General features: G+C 73.8%; 18 protein-coding genes, 1 other RNA gene and 1 pseudogene. 11 read left to right on the plus strand and 9 right to left on the minus strand.

Annotation, left to right across the window (positions count from 1 at the left end; genetic code table 11):
* Nucleotides 1-156 precede the first annotated feature (156 nt).
* From lanKC to PJ985_RS09450, 4 genes are all read left to right on the plus strand, one after another.
* Complete coding sequence (gene lanKC, locus PJ985_RS09435; RefSeq protein WP_271683153.1) at nucleotides 157-2,742, plus strand: class III lanthionine synthetase LanKC; 2,586 nt, start codon at nucleotides 157-159, stop codon at nucleotides 2,740-2,742.
* Between the two features lie 66 nt (nucleotides 2,743-2,808).
* Nucleotides 2,809-2,937 (plus strand): SapB/AmfS family lanthipeptide, encoded by a 129-nt coding sequence (locus PJ985_RS09440; protein WP_271683154.1) that lies wholly within the window; start codon nucleotides 2,809-2,811, stop codon nucleotides 2,935-2,937.
* Between the two features lie 31 nt (nucleotides 2,938-2,968).
* The gene (locus PJ985_RS09445; protein ID WP_443033444.1) at nucleotides 2,969-4,744 is read left to right on the plus strand and encodes an ABC transporter ATP-binding protein; all 1,776 of its coding nucleotides are present in this window, start codon (nucleotides 2,969-2,971) and stop codon (nucleotides 4,742-4,744) included.
* Between the two features lies 1 nt (nucleotide 4,745).
* Entirely contained in the window at nucleotides 4,746-6,731 is a 1,986-nt protein-coding gene (locus tag PJ985_RS09450) for an ATP-binding cassette domain-containing protein (protein WP_271683155.1), read from the plus strand.
* Here PJ985_RS09450 and PJ985_RS09455 read toward each other — a convergent pair.
* Nucleotides 6,657-7,232 (minus strand): annotated as a pseudogene (locus PJ985_RS09455) (response regulator); the annotation flags it as partial. The gene PJ985_RS09450 and the pseudogene PJ985_RS09455 overlap by 75 nt on opposite strands.
* Nucleotides 7,233-7,485: 253 nt before the next feature.
* Nucleotides 7,486-8,085 carry a TetR family transcriptional regulator gene (locus tag PJ985_RS09460; RefSeq protein WP_271683156.1) on the minus strand — a complete coding sequence of 200 codons (600 nt, stop codon included), beginning with the start codon at nucleotides 8,083-8,085 and terminating at the stop codon, nucleotides 7,486-7,488.
* A gap of 299 nt (nucleotides 8,086-8,384) precedes the next feature.
* Here PJ985_RS09460 and PJ985_RS09465 point away from each other — a divergent pair, with 299 nt between their 5' ends.
* Genes PJ985_RS09465 through PJ985_RS09475 form a run of 3 tightly spaced genes read left to right on the plus strand, consistent with a single transcriptional unit; the run spans nucleotide 8,385 to nucleotide 11,581 of the window.
* On the plus strand, nucleotides 8,385-9,719 hold the full coding sequence (locus tag PJ985_RS09465) for a glycosyltransferase family 4 protein (RefSeq protein WP_271683157.1): 1,335 nt from the start codon (nucleotides 8,385-8,387) through the stop codon (nucleotides 9,717-9,719).
* A gap of 6 nt (nucleotides 9,720-9,725) precedes the next feature.
* Nucleotides 9,726-10,511 carry a class I SAM-dependent methyltransferase gene (locus PJ985_RS09470; protein ID WP_271683158.1) on the plus strand — a complete coding sequence of 262 codons (786 nt, stop codon included), beginning with the start codon at nucleotides 9,726-9,728 and terminating at the stop codon, nucleotides 10,509-10,511.
* Nucleotides 10,508-11,581: a prenyltransferase gene (locus PJ985_RS09475; RefSeq protein WP_271683159.1), complete on the plus strand. Its 1,074-nt coding sequence runs from the start codon at nucleotides 10,508-10,510 to the stop codon at nucleotides 11,579-11,581. Before PJ985_RS09470 ends, PJ985_RS09475 begins: the two co-directional genes overlap by 4 nt.
* A gap of 117 nt (nucleotides 11,582-11,698) precedes the next feature.
* Here the strand turns inward: PJ985_RS09475 and PJ985_RS09480 are convergent, their stop codons facing one another.
* From PJ985_RS09480 to PJ985_RS09490, 3 genes are all read right to left on the minus strand, one after another.
* Nucleotides 11,699-12,538 carry a DUF5336 domain-containing protein gene (locus PJ985_RS09480; RefSeq protein WP_271683160.1) on the minus strand — a complete coding sequence of 280 codons (840 nt, stop codon included), beginning with the start codon at nucleotides 12,536-12,538 and terminating at the stop codon, nucleotides 11,699-11,701.
* A gap of 156 nt (nucleotides 12,539-12,694) precedes the next feature.
* Nucleotides 12,695-13,294 carry a class I SAM-dependent methyltransferase gene (locus tag PJ985_RS09485; protein ID WP_271683257.1) on the minus strand — a complete coding sequence of 200 codons (600 nt, stop codon included), beginning with the start codon at nucleotides 13,292-13,294 and terminating at the stop codon, nucleotides 12,695-12,697.
* Nucleotides 13,295-13,530: 236 nt separating this feature from the next.
* Entirely contained in the window at nucleotides 13,531-14,748 is a 1,218-nt protein-coding gene (locus PJ985_RS09490) for a hypothetical protein (protein WP_443033445.1), read from the minus strand.
* Between the two features lie 196 nt (nucleotides 14,749-14,944).
* On the opposite strand from PJ985_RS09490, the gene PJ985_RS09495 reads away from it, so the two are divergent.
* Genes PJ985_RS09495 through PJ985_RS09505 form a run of 3 tightly spaced genes read left to right on the plus strand, consistent with a single transcriptional unit; the run spans nucleotide 14,945 to nucleotide 17,762 of the window.
* Nucleotides 14,945-15,850 (plus strand): Nif3-like dinuclear metal center hexameric protein, encoded by a 906-nt coding sequence (locus PJ985_RS09495; protein ID WP_271683161.1) that lies wholly within the window; start codon nucleotides 14,945-14,947, stop codon nucleotides 15,848-15,850.
* Nucleotides 15,847-16,590 carry a zinc ribbon domain-containing protein gene (locus PJ985_RS09500; RefSeq protein WP_271683259.1) on the plus strand — a complete coding sequence of 248 codons (744 nt, stop codon included), beginning with the start codon at nucleotides 15,847-15,849 and terminating at the stop codon, nucleotides 16,588-16,590. The genes PJ985_RS09495 and PJ985_RS09500 overlap by 4 nt, the downstream gene beginning before the upstream one ends.
* A complete protein-coding gene (locus tag PJ985_RS09505; protein WP_271683162.1) occupies nucleotides 16,587-17,762 on the plus strand; it encodes a bifunctional RNase H/acid phosphatase in 1,176 nt (391 codons plus the stop codon). The genes PJ985_RS09500 and PJ985_RS09505 overlap by 4 nt, the downstream gene beginning before the upstream one ends.
* A 55-nt stretch (nucleotides 17,763-17,817) precedes the next feature.
* Here PJ985_RS09505 and eda read toward each other — a convergent pair whose 3' ends face one another.
* Together eda and yaaA are read right to left on the minus strand one after the other, a co-directional pair.
* Entirely contained in the window at nucleotides 17,818-18,438 is a 621-nt protein-coding gene (gene eda, locus PJ985_RS09510) for a bifunctional 4-hydroxy-2-oxoglutarate aldolase/2-dehydro-3-deoxy-phosphogluconate aldolase (protein ID WP_271683163.1), read from the minus strand.
* Nucleotides 18,439-18,515: 77 nt separating this feature from the next.
* Complete coding sequence (gene yaaA / locus PJ985_RS09515; RefSeq protein ID WP_271683164.1) at nucleotides 18,516-19,304, minus strand: peroxide stress protein YaaA; 789 nt, start codon at nucleotides 19,302-19,304, stop codon at nucleotides 18,516-18,518.
* Nucleotides 19,305-19,492: 188 nt separating this feature from the next.
* Here yaaA and rnpB point away from each other — a divergent pair.
* An RNA gene (rnpB, locus tag PJ985_RS09520) (RNase P RNA component class A) lies at nucleotides 19,493-19,899 on the plus strand.
* 44 nt (nucleotides 19,900-19,943) lie between these two features.
* Here rnpB and PJ985_RS09525 read toward each other — a convergent pair.
* Both PJ985_RS09525 and PJ985_RS09530 read right to left on the minus strand, forming a co-directional pair.
* A complete protein-coding gene (locus PJ985_RS09525; protein ID WP_271683165.1) occupies nucleotides 19,944-20,558 on the minus strand; it encodes an SRPBCC domain-containing protein in 615 nt (204 codons plus the stop codon).
* A 92-nt stretch (nucleotides 20,559-20,650) separates the two neighbouring features.
* A complete protein-coding gene (locus PJ985_RS09530; RefSeq protein ID WP_271683166.1) occupies nucleotides 20,651-21,544 on the minus strand; it encodes a PhzF family phenazine biosynthesis protein in 894 nt (297 codons plus the stop codon).
* Between the last annotated feature and the right edge of the window lie 54 nt (nucleotides 21,545-21,598).

The following is a 21,598-nucleotide window of genomic DNA, read 5'->3' on the forward strand; positions in this document are numbered from 1 at the left end:
GTGCATTCCCGCTGGGAGGCGAAGCCCTCCGGTTGCCGCATGTTCCCGATGCACATCCGTACCTGTGCGTTTCGCACGGCCAGGTCATGACAATCACGACTGTTCCGTCGGGAAAGGATATGGAAATCTCAGTTCCGGTTACCCCGAAGGAGATGCATGGACAAGCGGTACGAAGCTTTCTGTCTGGCCGACCGACACTTCTACGAGACTCCCGACCGGTGGTCCTCCGGAGGAAACGGGAAAGCCGGCACGGAAGGGCTCTTCGAGACCGCTGAGCGTCCCCTGCCGGAGAACTGGACGGGTGTCCGTTCAGGTGACTGGCTGCAAATCCGCCCGGACCGGAGCGACCTGCCCCAACAGGGCTGGAAGATTCACGTGTCGGCCACTCTGGATAACGCGGACCGCATAGCCGCCGTGATCCGGGACTACTGCATACCCCGCGGAATACCTTTCAAATTTGTGCCCAGCAGGCACCTGCTCTACCTGCGCAATTCCAAGTACGCGGGACGGGACAGCAGTGGCAAGTTCGCCACGGTCTATCCGGCCGGCGAGGAACAACTGCGCAGCGCCCTCACCGACCTGGACGCCTCGCTGGCCGGCGAGCCCGGTCCGTACATCCTCACCGACCTCCGGTGGCGCGACGGGCCCCTGTACGTCCGGTACGGCGCTTTCGCCCGGCGCACCTGTGCCGACGAGGCGGGCCGCCTGGTGCCGGCGATCGAGAACGCCGAAGGGCGGCTGGTCCCCGACCGGCGGGCTCCCACCTTCGCCCTCCCGGACTGGGTGACGTTGCCGGACTTCCTCGCCCCGCAGCTCGCCGCCCGCAACAGCACCACCACGCAGGACCTGCCGTACCGGATCGAGCGCGCCCTGCACTTCTCCAACGGCGGCGGTGTGTACAGCGGCACGGACACCCGCACCGGTGAGCAGGTGGTCCTGAAGGAGGCCCGCCCGCATGCCGGCCTGGCCGCCGACGGGGTGGACGCGGTGAGCCGCCTGGAGCGGGAGAAGGCCGTGCTGGAACGGCTGGCCGGGCTGTCCGTGGTGCCGGCCGCCCGCGACTGGTTCACCTTGGGGGGCCACCAGTTCCTGGTGATGGACCATCTGCCGGGCCGCACGCTCAACTCGTTCTTCGCCGAACGCCACCCGCTCATCAGCGAGCAGCCCGAGCCGGCGGCACTGGCCGACTACACGGACTGGGCGCTGCACATCCACCGGGAGGTGGAGGAGGCGGTCGGTGCCCTGCACGAGCGTGGCGTGGTCTTCAACGACCTGCACATGTTCAACATCATGGTGGCCCCGGACGAGAAGTCCGTGGCGCTGCTCGACTTCGAGGCCGCCTCCTACCCGGGCAACGAAACCCGGCAGATCGTCGCCCACCCGGGGTTCCTGGCCCCCGCCGACCGCAGCGGCCCGGACATCGACCGCTACGCCCTGGCCTGTCTGCGGCTTGCGCTCTTCCTGCCGATGACCTCGCTGTTCTCCATCGACCGGGGCAAGGCCGCCCACCTGGCGGCACTCGTGGCGCAGCAGTTCCCCGACGTGCCGCAGGCGTTCCTGGACGAGGCTGTCGCGGTGATCGAGGGACCGGCGGTGCCCGGCTCGGCCGCCCGGTCCCCGGCCGTTCCGGTGGAGCCCGGTGACTGGCCGCGCAGCCGGGACGCCATGGCCCGCGCCATCCTGGCCTCCGCGACCCCGGACCGTGAGGACCGGCTCTTCCCCGGTGACATCGCCCAGTTCTCCGAAGGCGGCGGACTCGGCCTCGCGCACGGCGCGGCCGGCGTGCTGTACGCCCTGGCGGAAACCGGGGCCGAGCGGTACGAGGAGGGGGAGCGCTGGCTGCTGCGGCAGGCCGCCGCCCCGCCGCAGGGCACCCCGGTCGGCCTGTACGACGGCCTGCTCGGCGTCGCCTGCGTCCTGGACCGGCTCGGTCACACCGAGCGGGCGCTGGACCTCAGCGAACAGCTGCCCCTGGAGGGCTGGCAGCACCTGCCCCCCGACCTGTTCGGCGGTCTGGCCGGGATCGGCCTGGCCTTCGAACGTCTCGCGGCGGCCGGCGGCGGCAGCGAGCTGCACGACCTGGCGCTGGAGGCCGCCGAGCGGGCCGCCGCCCGGCTCAGCCCCGAGCCCGGACCTCCGCAGGCCGACCGCGCGGGCCTGCTGCGCGGAGCCACCGGCCCCGCCCTCCTCTTCCTCCGGCTGTACGAGCGCACCGGCGACCCCGCGCTGCTCGACCTCGCCGGCACCGCCCTGCGACAGGACCTGGCCCGCTGCCGGGCCGACCGCCGCGGCACCTGGCTCGTCGACGAGGGCAACCGCCTCATGCCGTACATCGGCGCGGGCAGCACCGGCATCGGCATGGTGCTCGACGACTACCTCGCCCACCGTCCGGACGAGGAGCTCGAGCAGGCCCGCGCGGCCATCCTGCCCGCGGCACGGTCCCGCTTCTACGCCCAGCCCGGTCTGTTCCGCGGCCGGGCCGGGATGGTCCTGCACCTGAGCCGTACCACCGCACCGGCCGCCACCGCCGAGGACCTCGCCGCCCAGATCGACGGCCTGGCCTGGTACGCCCTGCCCTACGGCGGAGGCCTGGCCTTCCCCGGCGACCAGATGATGCGGCTCTCCATGGACCTGGCCACCGGCACCGCCGGCTGCCTGCTCGCGCTGGGCGCGGCACGCCACACCGACCCCGTCCAGCTGCCCTTCCTGCCGCCCCTGCGGCACCCCGAACCCCCCCGCTGAGGCGGGGGTGCACCACCACAACTGAACAGCCAGCAACACAGCGAAGAATGATGAAGGGACCTCACCATGGCACTTCTCGACCTGCAGTCGATGGACACCCCGGAAGAGACCTACGGCGGCGGCGGTGGCGGCAACGTCAGCTACGCGAGCCTGCTGCTCTGCGGCGACAGCGGTCTGAGCGTCCTCACCTGCTGAGGACCCGGCCCTGAGCCGAACGCTGTATTCCGTGGCCCCGGGCGGTTCCGCCGTCCGGGGCCACGGGCCTGACCGCCCGAGGGCGACCGTCCACCGAGGAGGAGACATCAGGTATCCGGCGACCCCGGCCGACCGCGTCCTGCGCGATGCGGTCCGGCACAGCAGAGCCCGGGCCACCGTCCTGCTCCTGGTCACCACGGCCGCCTCCGTCCTCGCCCTGCTCCTGCCCGCCGCACTGGGCCGGACCCTGGACCTGCTGATGGCCGGCGAGGACGCGGCCGGCCCGGTGACCCGCTGGACAGCGGTCTGCACCGCGCTGATCTGCGGGACGGTCGTCCTCGACGCCGTCCGGACGGTGCTCACCGGCACCACTGACGCCCGCGCCACTGCCTGGCTGCGCCGCCTGCTGGCGCACCGCACGCTGCGCATCGGGCCGGCCGCGGCCGCCCGGTTCACCCAGGGGGACCTGGTCACCCGCGGCACCGTCAACGCCGGGCATGCCGGGACCGCACCGGCCGCAGTGGCCACCGCCGTCGCCGCTCTGCTGACCCCGCTCGGTGGCATCGCCGCCCTCGTCCTGATCGACTACCGGCTGGCCCTCGCCTTCCTGGCCGGCGCCCCGGTCCTCTTTCTGCTCCTGCGCTCCTTCGTCCGCTCCACCGCGAAAAGTGTCGGTGACTACCAGCGGGTGCAGGGCGCCATGGCCGGCCGCCTGGTCGAGGCGCTGGCCGGCGCCCGGACGGTGGCCGCGGCCGGCACGGAACTGCGGGAGCGGCGGCGGGTGCTCTCCACGCTGCCGGAGCTGAGCCGCCACGGCTACCGGATCTGGCACGTGCAGGGCCGGGCCGCCGCCCAGGCCGCCGCACTCGTCCCCCTGCTGCTGCTCACCGTCGTGGCGGTCGGCGGCCTGCTCCTCGGCGCGGGCGAGATCAGCGTGGGAGCGCTGCTGGCCGCCGCCCGCTACGCGGCGCTGGCCGCCGGGGTCGGCGCCATGGTCGGCCACCTCAGCAGCCTCGTCCGGGGCCGGGCCGCCGCCGCCCGGCTGGCGGACGTCCTCCAGGTGCCGCCCGTCCGGCACGGGGAGCGGACGCTGCCCGCCGGCCCCGGGCGGCTGGAATTCCGCGGCGTCACCGTCCGGCGCGGCGACCGGGAGGTGCTGCGGGCCCTGGACCTGACGGTTCCCGGCGGCAGCACGGTGGCCGTGGTCGGACGTTCCGGCTCGGGAAAGTCCGTGCTGGCGGCGCTGGCGGGGCGGCTGGAGGACCCGGAGGAGGGCCAAGTGCTGCTCGACGGTGTGCCGCTGCCGGACCTCGACCGGGAAACCCTGCGGCGGGAGATCGGCTACGCCTTCGAACGCCCCGCGCTGCTGGGCTCCACCATCGGCGGCACCATCGGTTTCGGACCCCGGCCGGCCGGACCGGAGCGGATCACCGCCGCGGCCCGGGCCGCCTGTGCCGACGGCTTCATCCGGACCCTGCCCGACGGATACCGCACCCGCTGCGCGGAGGCCCCACTGTCCGGCGGCGAGGTCCAGCGGCTCGGCCTGGCGAGGGCGTTCGCCCACCCCGGCCGACTGCTCGTCCTGGACGACGCGACCTCCAGTCTCGACACGGTGACCGAACTGCGCATCGGCCGGGCGTTGCTGAGCGGCACCGGGGCCCGGACCCGGCTGCTCGTCGCCCACCGGGCCGGCACCGCGGCCCGGGCCGACCTCGTCGCCTGGCTCGACGAGGGCCGGATCCGGGCCCTGGGACGCCACGACGATCTCTGGGAACGCGCCGACTACCGGGCCGTGTGGAGGACCTGACATGCCGCAGCCCGAGACGCCCGCACCCCCGGCGCCCGGCACCGGGACACCCCCCGCCCTGCCCTGCGGGGCCGGCGATCCGCCGGCCGCGCGTTCCGGGCTGGTGGCGGCCGGGCTCCGCTTCCTGCGCCGCCGGCCGCGCGCCGTCCTGGCCCTGGGCGGCTGGTCGTTGCTGGAGTCCGCGCAGACCTTCCTCCTGGGCTACGGAATCGCCCGGGCTCTCGACGACGGCTTCCTGCGGGGGGACACCGCCACCGGCCTGGTATGGCTGGCCGTCGCCGCCATGGGGGTGCTGGCCGGGGCGGTGGGCGCCGGCCGGGTGCTGCGCGCGGTCGCCGCCCTCGCCGAACCCTTGCGGGACCTGCTGGTGCGCCGGATCGTCGGGCGGTCGCTGCACGAAGCGGTCGGCGGCGTTCGGCCGGACAGCACCGCGGTGGTCTCCCGGCTCACCCACCAGGCGGAGATCGCCCGGGACAGTTTCGCGGGCCTGGTGCTGATCACCCAGTCTTTCGTCTTCACGGCCGCAGGGGCCCTGGCCGGCCTGCTGTGGCTGGCCCCCGTGATGCTGCTGATCGTGCTGCCGCCCCTGCTTCTGGGCCTTGCCCTGTTCGGCTGGTCGCTGCGCCCGCTGGCCCGGCGGCAGCGGGCCTTCCTGGAGGCGGACGAGGAGATCGCCGCCGCCCTGGGGGAGACGGCGGGCGGGCTGCGCGATGTGGTCGCGGCCGGTGCGGAGGACCGGATGCTGGCGGAGACGGGGGAGCGGATCGGCGCCGGGCAGCGCACTGCCCGGGCGCTCGCCCGGTGGACGGTCACCCGGGTGGTGGCACTGGCCGTCGGGGGCTGGCTGCCCGTCGTGCTGTTGCTGCTCCTGGCCCCCTGGCTGTTGTCCCGCGGGGTGACGGCGGGGGCGCTGGTGGGCGCCCTGACCTACCTGATGCAGTCGCTGCTGCCCGCTCTGCAGAGCCTGGTGCAAGGGCTGGGCGGGGCCGGGGCGCGGCTGGCCGTGGTGGTAGGCCGTCTCCGCGGGGGTGCACCCGATCCGGACCCCGGCCCGGACGGTGACGACCCCCCGCGCCCGCCCGGAGCCGCGGCGGAGGCCCCCGCCCCCGGTGGCCCGCCCGCCGCGGTGGAGCTGCGGCAGGTCACCTTCGGCTACGGCGAGCGGAGCGCGCCCGTGCTGCACGGGCTGGACCTCGAGATACCGCAGGGCGAACACCTTGCGGTGGTCGGGCCGAGCGGAACGGGAAAGTCGACGCTCGCCGGACTCGTGGCCGGGCTGCTGGAGCCCCGCCAGGGCCGGATCAGGGTGTGCGGCATGCCTGCCTCCGGGCCCGGTCCGGCACATCGGGCACGGCTGCGGGCGCTGGTGCCGCAGGAGGCGTACGTGTTCGACGGCACCGTCCGTGACAATCTCGTCTACCTGTGCCCCGGGCAGCCGGTGCCGGAACAGCGGCTGCTCACGGCGGCTGCGGCCGTCGGGGCCGGGCCGCTCCTGGAGCGGCTCGGCGGCCCCGACGGGCGGGTCGATCCCGGCCGGCTGTCGGCCGGGGAGCGGCAGCTGCTGGCGCTCGCCCGCACCTACCTCTCGCCCGCGCCGGTGGTCGTGCTGGACGAGGCGACCTGCCACCTCGACCCGGTGGTCGAGGACACGGCGGAGCGGGCCTTCGCCAACCGTCCGGGCGGCACTCTCCTCGTCATCGCGCACCGGATCAGTTCGGCCCTGCGCGCGGACCGGGTGCTGCTCCTGGACGGCAGCCGTGCGAGGTGCGGGAGCCACGAGGAGCTGCTGCGCAGCTCGGCGGGGTACCGCGAGCTGACCGGGAGCTGGTCACAGCCAACCCGCCTCCTGGGATATGCGGATGGCGTCGACCCGGTTGCGGGCGCCGGTCTTCCGGGTGATCGCGGCCATGTAGTTGCGCACCGTGCCGCGGGTCAGATGCAGCGCACGGGCTATCTCGGGAAGGGGGGTCCCCTCGGCGGCGAGTGAGAGCACGCTCAACTCCCTCGGGGTCAGCGGTATCTCGGCCGCCTGGAGGAAGTCGTAGGCGAGCGTCGCGTCGATGTACCGTTCCCCGTCGAAGACCCTGCGGATGGCTTCGAGCAGCCGCTCCCGGGAAGCGTCCTTGCTGACGAATCCCCGCGCACGGGCCGCCACCGCCTGCCGCAGCAGACCGGGTTTGCCCGCCTGCGCCAGCACCACCAGCGCAGCGGGTGCGCCCCCGGTGTGCTGCACCAGGTCCCTCGCGGCGCTGAGCCGTGAAGCGACCGGGTAGTCCGCGTCCACCAGACAGATGTCCGCCCCGTGAGAGCGGGCACTGTCCAGCGCTTCGCGCCACGAGGTGGTCCTGACCTCGAGGTCTGCTTCTCCCGCCACCAGCGATGCGAGAGCTGAGCGCAGCAGCGGCGCGTCATGTATGAGAAGTATCCGGATCACCTTCTCTCCCCTCCCTTGCCCCGTTTCTTCGGGCACGGTGAGTGCCCGCCCCATCGTGACGGGTGACAGCCGTGAGCAGAAGACGCCACGAATCAGCCACTAGGGGGCGTGCGGGAGTGAATTTCAGGCGCACATTGCGCACCGCGTGCCCCTCTGTCCACGGCTGTTCCACCGCGCGGTGCGGGAGGTCCGGTGCGGCAGGCGGTGGGGGAGGGCCCCGGCGGGAGGCGGCGCGGCCACACCCGCGGGCATCGCGAAGCGGCGGGGACGGGTGGCGGACGGCGGGGGAGCGCGGGGCGGTCCCGGCTCAGGGCTGCCCGCTGACGAGCCGGCAGGCGGTCCGCACGTCCAGTTGCGCCTCCTCGAGCGTGATGTGCCCGGAAAGCCAGTGGAGCAGGGTGGAGTGCCACGTGTGCTGGATCACGCGGATCGCGCTCAGGGCCTCCGGTGTCCGCGGCTCCGGGAGGCCGGAGGCGTCCAGCAGGAGCCTGGTCGTGAGCCGGGAGACGACCGTCACCTCGTCCCGCGCGGACCGGTCGGCGAACAGCAGGGCGCGCATCATCGCCTCGGCCAGCCGGGGGTCGCGCTGATGCGCACGGAACGCTCGCTGCAGCGTCCGGCCGAGCCGGTCAGCGGGGTCCCGCTCGGTCAGCGGACGCTCCCGGAGAGTGGCGTGCAGCTGCTCCAGCTGGTCGTGGAGCACCGCCAGCAGAAGATGGACCTTGGAGGGGAAGTAGCGGTAGAGCGTCCCGAGAGCGACCCCGGAGGACTCGGCGACCTCCCGCATCTGCACCGCGTCGAACCCCCCGGCGGAGGCCAGCCTCGCGCTGGCATCCAGGATGCCGCGGCGCCGGGCCCGCTGACGCGCGGTCCGGGCGGCAGCGGACACCTGCTGCTGTGTGGTCATGTGCGCTGCTCCGAAACCGGTACGGGAACCTGTTGCACTCTAACGCGGGGCCGCTGCGCCGGCACTGCCGTGCGGAACCCCCGCGTCGGGACGCCCCGGCCGGGCGCCGGGGGCGGCCGGGGAGAGCCCGCCACGCCCGGTCACCGTCCGCGTGGCGAGGGTCACTTGCCCCGGCAGGTTGCGGCCGCGGTCGGCAGGCTATCGTCGATACGCCTGAGTAGCGGCAAAATACAGAACTTGTTCTAGCTGGAAATTTACGGTTACGCTCCGGCGCACGAGCAGTGAGAAGGGAGCCGGGCGTGACCGCAGAGGCTGCTGGGGAGCGCCCGTTGAGGATCGCGCTGCTCAGCTACAAGGGGAACCCGTACTGCGGTGGCCAGGGCGTGTACGTCCGGCACCTCTCCCGGGAGCTTGCGCGGCTCGGCCACCGGGTCGAGGTCATCGGCGCGCAACCGTACCCGGTCCTCGACGAGGGTGTACCCCTGACCGAACTGCCCAGTCTCGACCTCTACCGGCAGCCCGACCCCTTCCGCACCCCCCGGCCCCGCGAGTACCGCGACTGGGTGGACGCCCTGGAGGTCGCCACCATGTGGACCGGAGGGTTCCCCGAGCCGCTCACCTTCTCGCTGCGCGCCCGCCGTCACCTGGCAGCCCGCCGCGGCGACTTCGACCTCGTGCACGACAACCAGACCCTCGGTTACGGCCTGCTCGGCACCGAACGGCTCGGACTGCCACTGGTCACCACCATTCACCACCCCGTCACCGTGGACCGCCGTCTGGACCTGGCCGCCGCGGCCGGACTCCGGCAGCGCCTCTCGGTCCGCCGCTGGTACGGCTTCACCAGGATGCAGCGGACAGTCGCCCGCCGGCTGCCCTCCGTGCTGACCGTCTCCGGCTCCTCCCGGCGGGAGATCATCGACGACCTCGGCGTCCTGCCGCAGCGTGTGCACGTGGTGCCCATCGGAGCCGACACCCGGATATTCCACCCGGCCCCGGGCCGGGAGGAGATCCCCGGCCGGATCGTCACCACCTCCAGCGCCGACGTGCCGCTCAAGGGCCTCATCCATCTCGTCGAGGCTCTCGCCAAGGTTCGGACCGAACACCCCGCGGCCCATCTCGTCGTCGTCGGCACCCGCCCCGCCAAGGGGCCGGTCGCCGACCTGCTGGACCGCTTCGGGCTCGGCGGAGAGGGAGGCGCCGTCCGGTTCGTGAAGGGCATCTCCGACACCGAACTGGCGGACCTGGTGCGCAGCGCCCAAGTCGCCTGCGTGCCCTCCCTCTACGAGGGCTTCTCGCTGCCCGCCGCCGAAGCCATGGCCACCGGCACCCCGCTCGTCGCCACCACCGGCGGCGCGCTTCCCGAGGTGACGGGCACCGACGGCGAGACGTGCCTGGCAGTGCCGCCCGCAGACGCCGGTGCGCTGGCCGCAGCTCTCTCCGCACTGCTGGGAGACGCCGCCCTGAGATCCCGGCTCGGTGCCGCCGGACGGGAGCGGGTGCTGAGCCGGTTCACCTGGGAGCAGGCCGCCCGCGGAACGGTCGAGCACTACCGGGCCGCGCTGGCCGGCTTCCCCGGAGCCGGTCTCTCCCGGGCATCCGGCACCTCCGGCACCTCCAGTGACACGAAAGGCTGACCGCTCGTGCTGACCGTCGACTTCTCCCGCTTCCCGCTCGCCCCGGGCGACCGGGTCCTGGACCTGGGCTGCGGAGCAGGCAGACACGCCTTCGAGTGCTACCGGCGCGGTGCCCACGTCGTCGCCCTGGACCGGAACGCGGAGGAGATCCGCGAGGTCGCCACCTGGTTCGCCGCCATGGCGGAGGCCGGAGAGGCACCCGCGGGAGCCACCGCGACCGCCATGGAGGGGGACGCGCTGGCCCTGCCCTTCCCCGACGACAGCTTCGACGTCGTCATCATCTCCGAGGTCATGGAGCACATCCCCGACGACAAGGGGGTCCTCGCCGAGATGGTGCGGGTGCTGCGCCCCGGAGGCCGCATCGCGGTGACCGTGCCCCGGTACGGCCCGGAAAAGGTCTGCTGGACGCTCTCCGACGCCTATCACGCCAACGAGGGCGGTCACATCCGGATCTACCGGGGCGACGAGCTGCTCCGGAAAATGCGGGAGGCCGGCCTGCGCCCCTACGGCACCCACCACGCGCACGCCCTGCACTCGCCCTACTGGTGGCTCAAGTGCGCCTTCGGAGTGCACCGGGACGGTGCGGAAGCCGCGCTCCCGGTGCGCGCCTACCACCGGCTGCTGGTCTGGGACATCATGAAGAAACCGCTCGCCACCCGGGTCGCCGAGCGCGCCCTGGACCCGCTCATCGGCAAGAGCTTCGTGGCCTACGCCACCAAGCCCCACCTGCCGGCCCGCACCGCCGCCCCGGCCACAGCTGCTTCGGGCGGGACGCCGGGGACGACGACGTGACCGTTCCGGAGCGCACCGCGCGGCTCGCCCTGCCCGGGGTCCTCACCGCCGAGCAGGCCGCCCGCACGGTGGCCGGAATCGCCGGTCTGCAGCGCGCGGACGGCGCCATCCCCTGGTTCCGTGGCCACCACCTCGACCCCTGGGACCACGTCGAGTCCGCCATGGCACTGGACACCGCGGGACAGCACGAAAGGGCCGCGGCCGCCTACCGATGGCTCGCCGATCACCAGAACCCCGACGGCTCCTGGTACGCCGCCTACGCCGACGGTGACGCCGAACGCCCCACCGACCGCAGCAAGGAGAGCAACTTCTGCGGCTACCCGGCTGTCGGAGTCCTGCACCACTACCTGACCACCGGCGACGAGGCGTTCCGGGACCGGATGTGGCCCACCGTCACGGCGGCGACCGACTTCGTCGTCGCTCTCCAGCAGGAGGGCGGCCAGATCGGCTGGAAGCGTGAGGCGGACGGCACGCCCGTCCCCGACGCGCTGCTCACCGGCTCCTCCTCCCTTTACCAGGCGCTGCGTTGCGCGCTCCGGCTGGCCGAGCTGCAGGGTGAACCGCAGCCCGACTGGGAGCTGGCCGCCGGCAGCCTCGGGCACGCGGTGCGCCACCACCCCGAACGCTTCCTGGACAAGTCCCACTACTCCATGGACTGGTACTACCCCGTCCTCGGCGGCGCGCTGCGCGGGCCGGCGGCCCGCGCCCGGATCGAGGAGCGGTGGGACGAATTCGTGGTGCCCGGCCTGGGCGTGCGGTGTGTGCTGCCCAACCCCTGGGTCACCGGCGGCGAGAGCGCCGAACTTGCCCTGGCCCTCTGGGCCATGGGGGACCACGAGCGGGCGGCCGAGATCCTGCGCTGGATCCAGCGCCTGCGGGCGGGGGACGGCCTCTACTGGACCGGCTACGTCTTCGCCGACGACGCCGTCTGGCCCGAGGAGCTCACCTCCTGGACAGCGGGCTCGGTCCTGCTCGCGGTCGCCGTGCTCACCGGAGACGACGCGACCTGTGCCGTCTTCGGCGGTGACACCCTGCCGTGCGGCCTGGAGCCGGACTGCTGCGCGGACTGAACGCGGCTCGCCCGGCGCCGCACGTCGGCCCGGCGCCGACGGGTCCGCAACGCGAAGGCGGCCCCGCCCGGAGAAGGAGAACCGGGCAGGGCCACCGCCGTGAGCGGACGCGCGCTGTCAGCCGCGCTGGATGTCACTGCTGTCCTGCAGCACACCCCGACGGCCGTCCTGCGTCTGGGCGACCAGAGCCTGACCGCGCTGCTCGACCGCGAGGTACCAGGTGCCGGGAGCCAGCTCGGCAACCGGTGCCTGCGAGCCGTCCTCCGCGTACAGGGGGCGCTGGGCGGGCACGGCGAACCAGAACGGCTGGAAGTTCGGGTCCGGTGCGGTCGGCTGCGGCTGCACGGCCCCCTGCTGCGGCTGCTGCGGCTGACCCGGGGCCCCCGGCTGGGCACCGTAGGGCTGGGCGGCGGCGGGCTGGGCACCGTAGGGCTGCTGCGGGGCGCCACCGGGGTAGCCGTACCCCGGCTGAGCCTGGCCCGGCTGGGGCTGGCCCGGTGCCCCCGGAACGGCGGGCTGGGCCGGCGTACCGCTGAGCAGCGGAGCCTTCAGCGCGGGCACCAGCGGTGTCGCGACGGCTCCGGCGGCCAGGAGGATCGTGGTGATGAAGGCGAGGACCTGCCCGGCACCGGTGGCGCCACTCGGGCCGCCGACCAGCGTCCAGAAGGCCGTCCACAGGGAGAACACGCTCAGCGCGATGCCCCACTGGTCGAGCCGAAGACCGCCGAACTCCCGGTCCTTCTGCGGCAGGAACCGTGAGCCGACGATCAGACCGCCGCCGATGATGCCCGCGAGGAAAATCGAGGGCAGCACGGGGAACAGGTCACTGGACCATGCCATCGTGCTTCCGCCGCCGAACTCGCTGAAGCTGTAGAACGGGAGGAAGGAGAAGATGAAGAGCAGGACCGCTGCTCCGGCCACTGCTGCATCGCCTCGGGTGAGCGAGCGGTTGTTCACGTCAGATCCTTTGTCGGTCGCATCGTCATGGTCTTGTCACGCGGAACGGGCCCATCGTACGGACGAAGCTCACTCCCGGTCAGACAGGTCCGGTTACTGTTTCCCAGGCGACACGCTTGTGATGCCGTCGTGATATTGCCGCCGCGGCTCGGCACTTCAGCTGCCGGGGCCCGTCCGGCGCAGCACCCGCAGCGATTTGGTGGCGGAAATATCCTCGAAAACGCCGGTATTCCGTGCTCGCTGCCAGAGGCGGAACGGAGCCTGGCCACCGTCCGCCGGATCGGGAAACACATCATGGATCACCAGCAGCCCGTTCGTGGCGAGTTGCGGCACCCACCCTTCGTAGTCGGCGGTCGCGTGGGCGTCGGTGTGACCGCCGTCGATGAACACCAGACCGAACCGCTCCGCACCGCCGAACACCGACGCGGCCTGTGGTGACCGGCCCACCACCGCGACGACATGCTCCTCCAGCCCGGCGGCGGCCAGCGTCCGGCGGAAGACCGGCAAGGTGTCCAGCCGGCCGGCGGCATCCCGCGGATCGGCCAGCTCCGCGTCGTGGAACTCCCAGCCCGGCTGCTGCTCCTCGCTGCCGCGGTGGTGGTCCACCGTGACCACCACTGTTCCGCTCCGCCGGGCCGCGTCGGCCAGCAGAAGCGTGGAGCGTCCGCAGTAGGTTCCGATCTCGAGCAGCGGCAGCCGCAGCCTGCCCGCCTCCACCGCCGCCGCGTACAGCGCCAGCCCCTCGTCGGCCGGCATGAATCCCTTGGCCGCCCTGAAGGCGGCGAGAGCCTCCGGTGCCGGCTCCAGCCCGTCGTGCGCCACCCGTCCCCCTGCGGTCCCCGTGCTCGTGGTGCGCGCGGCGCGGCCGCGCGCCGGTGTTCCTCGATGCTGCCGGATCCACACTCTGCCTCATCCGCCCGGGAGCGGCACACCGGGGGTGACACCGCTCCCGGCCCCGCCGCCGACTGCCGGCCCCGGGACAGCCGGAAGGCTCAGCCCTTCCCGGCCAGCGGGGCCTGCTGCAGTGGCACCGGCCGGCACACCCCCGCCACGGCCGCGGTGTCGGCGGCGGGGCCGGGCGCCGGGAGCTCTCCGCCCCGAAAACTCCGCAGCGGCCGGGGCCGGGGCCGGGGCACCGGGACCGGGACCGGGACCCGGGCCACTCCGCACGGGGTGTCCGCCGAGGAGAAGGGGAGCAGCAGCTCGCCGCCGGGCGTCCACCGGCCGGCGCCTGTCAGCCACCCCTCCGGGGCAGCCACCGGCTGCACTTCCCGCTGCTGAGGGCGCCACGCCACGATCCGCGTCCCGCCCGGCCCTTCAGCGAGCAGTGCCACCGCACAGGTCTCCGGCAGCAGCACCTGGTCCGGCTGCACCGCGAACGGCACCAGCCGCACCCCTTCCGGGTGCAGAGCCTCCGGGAACCGGACCGGCCGGTGGCTGCCCAGCACCCCCCAGCCCACCCGGTCCTCGCCGGGGGCATCGGAGCGGACCAGCAGCAGCCCGCTGTCCGGGTCGGCCAGCAGCAGCCGGTCGTTGCTGCCCTCGGCGATCTGCAGCAGGGTGGCCGGGGTGCCGCCGTGCCGGACGTCGAGCGTCACGGTCCGGGTCCGGCCCTCCACGTCCGTGCGGTCCAGCGCCAGCAGCCGCCCCTGCCGGTCCAGCCAGGCTCCGCCCGAGCATCGCCCGGGGATCCGGGCCACCGGCTCGGGCCCGAAGGCCCCACCGCACACCTGCCACAGGACCGTCGCCCCGTCCCCGGGGACCAGGGCGTAGACGCGGGAACCGTCCGGGGCGGGGGGCAGCAGGGAGAGCTGCCCGCACTCCACGGAGCCGAGCGCCAGCTCCCCGGTGTCCGGACCCGAGGGGTAGAGCAGGGCGAAGCTGAACCCGTCGTCGGCGGGCCGGCTGATCAGCACCCGGCCGTCGGCCAGCGGCTGCAGCTCACCGGCCGGATCCTCCGGCCGGCTGCCGGGCAGCGGAACGCTGTACGGCTCGGGCCCGTCCAGCGTCCAGCGCTCCGGACACCAGCCCGTCCGTCCGTCCGGCCCCGGGCCGCGCACCACCAGGCGGGCCCCGTAGGAACCGTCGGCCGCGATCGTCAGCGGCCTGCAACCGGGAACACCGGCAAGGACGTCGGCGGCCGCCCGGGCACCCACCCGGGCTACCGCCCCGGCAGCTGTCCGGGGCTGGTCGGCACAGACCGTCATCATGCGATCACCTCCAGCCAGGACGCTAGATTCGTACGGCCCGTAGAACAACCGACGGAGGGCGCCTTCACGCTTACGAGTGACGAGAAGCCTGTTCGGGCCGGCCGCCGGCGCCCGCTGTGCTCCGTCGTTCCCGCGGCCTGCCCCTCCGGGGCCGGGGCGGGGCCGGGCCCCCGCCGGGGCAGGTAGCCTGGGCCCCGTGCCCGCCCTCTCCGATGTCCTCACCGCGCTCGACACCCTTTGGCCCCCTGAGCGAGCCGAGGACTGGGACGCCGTCGGCACGGTCTGCGGAGACCCGTCGGACCACGTCGACCGGGTGCTCATCGCGGTCGACCCGGTGCAGGAGATCGCCGACGAGGCCGTCGAGCTGGGGGCACAGCTGCTGCTCACACACCACCCGTTGTACCTGCGCGGCACCACCACGGTCGCGGCCGACACCTTCAAGGGCCGCGTGGTGCACACACTGATCAGGAACGGCATCGCGCTCCAGGTCGCGCACACCAACGCCGACCGTGCCGACCCGGGGGTCTCCGACGCCCTCGCCGGGGCACTGGGGCTCCGGATCACCGGGCCCCTGGTGCCCGACCCCGACGACCCGGCCGGGCGCCGCGGCCTCGGCAGGATCTGCGAGCTCGACCAGCCGCTGACCGTCGCCGAGTTCGCCGCGTACGCCGCCGCCCGGCTGCCGGCCACCGCGCAGGGCGTCCGCGCCGCCGGGGACCCGGACCGTCCGGTCCGCACGGTCGCTGTCTGCGGCGGCTCGGGCGACAGCCTCTTCCCCGCCGTGCGCGCGGCCGGCGTGGATGCCTACCTGACCGCCGACCTGCGCCACCACCCCGCCTCCGAGGCCCGCGAGCAGTCTCCGCTCGCCCTGGTCGACGCGGCCCACTGGGCCACCGAGTGGCCGTGGTGCGAGCAGGCCGCGACCCAGCTCGACGCCCTCTCCGACCGTCATGGATGGGACCTGCGCGTCCATGTCTCCCACCGGGTCACCGACCCGTGGAGCGCACACGCGGCAGCCGATCCGGCCCGTCCGTCGTCCACCACCCCGCACCGGGGCGCCGCCCGCGCCCCGTCCGAAGTCACACCGGGAGCCCCCAACTGAACGCTGCGCCTGCCGACCAGATCCGTCTGCTCGACGTCCAGGCCCTGGATGTCCGGCTGACCCAGCTCGCGCATCAGCGCACCACCCTCCCCGAGCACGCGGAGCTCCGTGAGCTGGAGAGCGAGCTCGCCCAGCGGCGCGACCTGCTGGTCGCCGCGCAGACCGAGGTGAGCGACACCGCCCGCGAACAGACGAAGGCCGAGCAGGACGTCGACCAGGTCCGGCAGCGGGCCGTCCGCGACCAGCAGCGGCTGGACTCCGGCATGGTCACCAGTCCCAGGGACCTGGAGAGCCTGCAGAGCGAGATCGCTTCGCTCGCCAAGCGGCAGGACGCCCTGGAGAACGTCGTGCTCGAGATCATGGAACGCCACGAGTCGGCCCAGGCCCGGGCCGAGGAGCTGGCCGCCTCGGTCGAGGAGCTGCAGACCACGGTGACCGAAGTGACCGGCCGGCGCGACACGGTGGTCGGGGAAATCGACGCCGAGGCCGGGACGGTGGGCCGGGAGCGCGAGGTCATCGCCCGGGCGGTGCCCGAGTCGCTGCTCAAGCTGTACGACAAGCTCCGGGCCCAGCACGGCGGAGTCGGGGCGGCGCGGCTCTATCAGAAGCGCTGCGAGGGCTGCCGTCTCGAGCTCAACATCACCGAGGTCAACGAGGTCAAGGCGGCTTCCGAGGACGCCGTCCTGCGCTGCGAGAACTGCCGCCGGATCCTGGTCCGCACCCCAGAGTCCGGGCTGTGACGCGCGGACCGGGCAAGGGGCGCACCTTCCTCATCGAGGCGGACGGAGGCTCCCGGGGCAACCCGGGACCGGCCGGGTACGGCGCGGTGGTCCTCGATGCCGCGTCCGGTGAGGTGCTGGCGGAGACGGCCGCCCACATCGGTACCGCGACCAACAATGTCGCCGAGTACCAAGGGCTGGTCGCCGGCCTGCGGGCGGCCTTCGCGCTCGACCCCGGGGCCACCGTGCACGTCCGGATGGACTCCAAGCTCGTCGTCGAGCAGATGTCCGGCCGCTGGAAGATCAAGCATCCGGACATGCGTCCGCTCGCCGCCGAGGCCGGAACGATCTTCCCCGCCGGGGCCGTCACCTACGAGTGGATCCCCCGGGAGAAGAACAAGTACGCCGACCGGCTCGCCAACGAGGCGATGGACGCCGGGAAGCGCGGCGAGGTGTGGCAGGCCGACCGCTCCCGGGCACAGCTCGTGGCGGAGCGGCCCGGGCCCGCGGTGGCCGCGGAACCCGCTGCCGAGACGGCACCCCCGTCGGCCGGCTGGGGCGCGGACCTGGGCACGCCCACCACGTTCGTGCTGCTCCGGCACGGGGAGACGGCCCTGACTCCGCTCAAGCGGTTCTCCGGCAGCGGCGGCAACGACCCCGAGCTCTCCGGGACCGGCCACCGGCAGGCGGAGGCCGTCGGCGAGGCGCTCGCCGCACGCGGAACCGTCCAGGCAATCGTCAGCTCACCGCTCAAGCGCTGCCGGCAGACGGCGGAGACCGTCGCGGCCCGGCTGAACCTCGACGTACGGCTGGAGGAAGGCCTGCGGGAGACGGACTTCGGCGACTGGGAGGGCCTCACCTTCGCAGAGGTCCAGGAGCGGTACCCGGACGACCTCCACCACTGGCTGACCTCGGCCAAGGCGGAGCCCACGGGCGGCGGCGAGAGCTTCGCCTCGGTGGCCCGCCGGGTCGCGGTGACCCGGGACCGGCTCCTCGCCCGGTACGCCGGGCGCACGGTGCTGCTGGTCAGCCACGTCACCCCGGTGAAGTCCCTGCTCCGGCTGGCTCTCGCCGCCCCGCCGGAGGCGATGTTCCGGATGGAGCTGGCGGCTGCCTCGCTGTCCGCGGTGGCCTACTGGGCGGACGGCAACGCCTCGGTCCGGCTGTTCAACGAGACGAGCCACCTGCGCTGACCGGACGCCCCGGACGCCGGGGCGTCCGGGGCGGGCCGGTGACCGGAGGGACCCTTCAGCCGGCCCGGAGCGGCGCCTTGCGGGCCAGATCCGTCACCCGGCCCCAGTCGCGGCCCGCCAGCGCGTCCTCCGGCACCATCCAGCTCCCGCCCACGCACACCACGTTGGGCAGGGCCAGATATGCCAGCGCCGATTCGGCCGTGACGCCCCCGGTGGGGCAGAACCGGACCTGCGGGAACGGGCCCGCCAGGGCGCGCAGAAAGGCGACCCCACCGGCCGGTTCGGCGGGGAAGAACTTCAGGTCCGTGATGCCGTGCTCCAGGAGCACCATGACTTCCGACGCGGTGGCCGCTCCCGGCAGGAACGGCACCCCGGACGCCCGCAGGCCGGCGAGCAGATGACCGGTGGATCCCGGGCTCACCAGGAACCCGGCACCCGCCGCGACGGCCTCCTCGGCCTGCTCCGGGGTGCGCACCGTACCGGCGCCCACCGTCACCTGCGGCACCTCGGAGGCGATGGCCCGGATGGCGTCGGTCGCCCCCGGGGTGCGCAGCGTCACCTCCAGGGCGGTCAGCCCGCCGGCGGCGAGGGCGAGGGCCAGCGGCACGGCATCGGCGGCGTCCTCCAGGGCGACGACCGGGAGCACGGGGGACAGATCGAGAACAGAGCCTTCCATTCCTCGACCATGCACCCGCCCGCCGCCCGGCACAACGCCGGTTGCGCCGTTCGCAATCCGCCCGCCGGCCGGCGCTCTCAGAGTTCGCGCACGATGACGTCCAGCCTCCGGGGCCCGGCGTCGTCGGGCATCTCCACGGTGTGCCCGAGGTCACGCAGCACATCCGCCAGCCCGGTGGCGCTGCGCGGCTGCGCCCCGGACTCCAGCAGCGCGCGCACGATCCTGCCCTTGGTCGCCTTGTTGAAGTGGCTCACCACGGACCGCCGCTCGGTGCCGTCCACCACCTTCGCCTGCAGCACCCGCACGGTGACGGTGCGCTCCGCCGGGCCGCCCTTCGGCTTCCACATGCCGGCGTAGGCGGCGGAACGCAGGTCCAGCACCAGGCCTGAGCCGGCCGCCTCCGGCAGGACCTCGGCCATGACGGGGCGCCAGAGGCCGGCCAGCCCGCCGGTACCCGGCAGCCGGGTACCCACCGGGCAGCGGTAGGACGGAATCAGGTCGGACACCCGGACGGCCCCCCACAGACCGGAGAACACCAGCAGGGCGCGGCCCGCGCGTTCCCGGGCGGCCGTGCCCAGGGTGGCCAGTCCCAGCGCGTCGTACAGCACGCCGGTGTAGATCTCTCCGGCCGGACGGGCCGGGGCGGTGCGCAGGGCCGCGTTCTTCGTGATCTCCCCGGCCTGCCGCTCGCTGAGCCCCAGCACCCCCCGGGCCTTCTCCGGGTCACCGGAGCACAGGTCGACCAGCTCGGCCAGCACGGTTTCCCGGGCCGGCGTCAGGCCGGGGAGCGAGAGACCGCCGAGATCCAGCGGGGGTCCGCCGAACCCCTCGGCCTTGCCCTCCGACGGCGGCAGCAGCACCAGCACGGAACGTCTCTCCTTGTCTCTCCACCTCGCCGCGGGAGCGCCCGGCCCGGTGATCGGCTCGGCAGGGGCGGCGGCCTCACGAGCCTACGGCCTCCGGTCCGCCCGCCCGGCTCCGGACCCGGGCGGGCCCGGAGCTCCCGCGGCACCGGACCGCCCTGCCCGGCGGGTACCATGGCGGACGCGGCAGACGAGTAGTGCGGGCGGTCGCGTCGGGGCCTTCGAGGTCCCGCCGAGGAACGTCCGGGCTCCGCAGGGCAGGGTGGTAGGTAACGCCTACCTGGGGCGACCCACGGGACAGTGCCACAGAAAACAGACCGCCGGGACTGCGCGAGCAGTACCCGGTAAGGGTGAAACGGTGGTGTAAGAGACCACCAGCGCCCAGGGTGACCTGGGCGGCTCGGTAAACCCCACCCGGAGCAAGGTCAGGAGAGGCCGTCGGTGACGGCCTTGCGCGGACGATCGAGGGCGGCCCGCCCGAGTCCGCGGGTGGACCGCTGGAGGCTGCCGGTGACGGCAGTCGTAGAGGGATGACCGCCTCCCCGGGGGCCGCGAGGGCCCCGGGAGACAGAACCCGGCGTACAGCACGGCTCGTCTGCCGCATCTCCCGGGCGCGCGGTGCGCCCCGGCGGTTCGCGGCAATCAGGCGCGGTTCGTGGTGGCGGAGGCCACGGTGGATGCCCAGGCGAGGCCGCAGCGGTCGGCCAGCTCCCGCACCTCCGGGCTGTGCTCGTCCAGAGTGGCGGCGCTCGGTTCGTCCAGCTCACCGCGCAGGTAGCGGTCCAGTGAGATCAGCACCATGTCCCAGCGGGTCCCCAGCCCCCACATGCCGGTCGGGGCGTCGTTGAGGACCGGGTCGAGGAACCGCCCGTCCGCCTCGACCTCGTCGGGAATGGGCCCGTGCTCCAGTTCGACGGCGGTCTCCCGCTCGGTGAGGGGAGCCAGCCGCACCACCACCTCGGTGGCGGGCCCGCCCTCTCCCTGGCTCCAGGTCACGGCGAGCAGGTGGGGCGGCTCGCAGCGCAGGATCTCGCCGTGCGCCTCGTCCTCCAGCCGGTAGGCGCCGCCGATGGACAGCTCTCCCGTGACCGGATGGAGCCAGCGGCTCAGCCGGTCGGGCTCGGTGCACGCGGCCCAGGCGGACGGCACCGAGCCGGCGCAGTGCCGGCGCAGCAGGAGAGTGCGGGCCTCGCCCTCTGCGGTCGGACGGCGCCCGATCTCCCGATAGGTGTCACTGTGCGTGTCGGTGTCACTCATGGGATACCCCTTATTTCGCTCCGGCTTCCCAGCGGCTTGCCGGGTGCCCGGACCGCTGCCGGGGCATGCCTGCTTCGGGGAGCCGATCCGTCCTAACGCCCCGGAATCGCCACCGCCGCACCGGTGACGTGCACCCGGGGGTCCCTGCGGCGCAGCTCCACGGTGAGCAGAGCGGGGCGGCCCATGTCGTGGCCCTGGTGCAGCGTGAGGCGGACGTTGCCGCCCGGCACGAGTTTCAGCTCCCGGAGGTAGCCGCCGAGAGCCGCGGCGGCTGCCCCGGTGGCCGGGTCCTCGACCACGCCGCCCACCGGGAAGGGGTTCCGGACGTGGAAGACGGTGCCGGCCGGGTCCGTGCGGTCACGCCAGACCAGCTGCACGGTGACGAGGCCGAGCCGGAGCAGGAGGTTCTTCAGCCGCTCGAAGTCGTAGTCGAGAGTGGCCAGGCGCTCACGGGTGGCGGCGGCCAGCACGAGATGGCGGGCGCCGGCGAAGGCGATGCGCGGGGGCAACCCGGGATCCAGCTCGTCCGCGGCCCACCCGAGGGCGGCCAGCGTTTCGCTGACGTCCTCGGCCCCGGCGGCCTCGGTGGACGGCTCGACACTGCTGAGCGTGGCGTGCAGGGTGCCGTCCTGTTCGGTGACGGTCACCGGCACCGTACCGGCCCGGGTGGCGAAGGCCAGTTCTCCGGTGCCGAGGCGCTCGGCGACGGCCACCGAGGCCGCGACGGTGGCATGACCGCAGAACGGCACCTCGGCCAGCGGGCTGAAATACCGGATGGTGAAGCCGCGGCCCGGTTCGGCGTCGAGGCCCGGGGGCGGCGGGGTCAGGAACGCGGTCTCCGAGTAGCCGACCCCGGCCGCGATCTCCCGCATGTCGCCGTCGTCGAGCCCGGTCGCGTCGAGCACGACCCCGGCCGGGTTGCCTCCTTCCGGGGAGGCGGAGAAGGCCGTGTAGTGCAGTACGGAAACATCGGTGCGTGAAGGCATGACCGTGCCAACCGCCGCGCACCGCAGGGTGTTCCGGGCGCACCGTCGCGCCAG

The sequence above is a fragment of the Streptomyces sp. ACA25 genome (genome assembly GCF_028200735.1).
Taxonomy (GTDB): Bacteria; Actinomycetota; Actinomycetes; order Streptomycetales; family Streptomycetaceae; genus Streptomyces.

What these genes read in the sequence shown, in the direction of transcription:
- PJ985_RS09485 (WP_271683257.1), bottom strand. Translation starts at nt 13,294, where the DNA reads ATGCCGGCCGACGAGGGGCTGGCGCTGTACGCGGCGGCGGTGGAGGCG.
- PJ985_RS09440 (WP_271683154.1), top strand. Translation starts at nt 2,809, where the DNA reads ATGGCACTTCTCGACCTGCAGTCGATGGACACCCCGGAAGAGACCTAC.
- PJ985_RS09450 (WP_271683155.1), top strand. Translation starts at nt 4,746, where the DNA reads ATGCCGCAGCCCGAGACGCCCGCACCCCCGGCGCCCGGCACCGGGACA.
- eda (WP_271683163.1), bottom strand. Translation starts at nt 18,438, where the DNA reads ATGGAAGGCTCTGTTCTCGATCTGTCCCCCGTGCTCCCGGTCGTCGCC.
- PJ985_RS09490 (WP_443033445.1), bottom strand. Translation starts at nt 14,748, where the DNA reads ATGATGACGGTCTGTGCCGACCAGCCCCGGACAGCTGCCGGGGCGGTA.
- PJ985_RS09460 (WP_271683156.1), bottom strand. Translation starts at nt 8,085, where the DNA reads ATGACCACACAGCAGCAGGTGTCCGCTGCCGCCCGGACCGCGCGTCAG.
- PJ985_RS09525 (WP_271683165.1), bottom strand. Translation starts at nt 20,558, where the DNA reads ATGAGTGACACCGACACGCACAGTGACACCTATCGGGAGATCGGGCGC.
- PJ985_RS09530 (WP_271683166.1), bottom strand. Translation starts at nt 21,544, where the DNA reads ATGCCTTCACGCACCGATGTTTCCGTACTGCACTACACGGCCTTCTCC.
- lanKC (WP_271683153.1), top strand. Translation starts at nt 157, where the DNA reads ATGGACAAGCGGTACGAAGCTTTCTGTCTGGCCGACCGACACTTCTAC.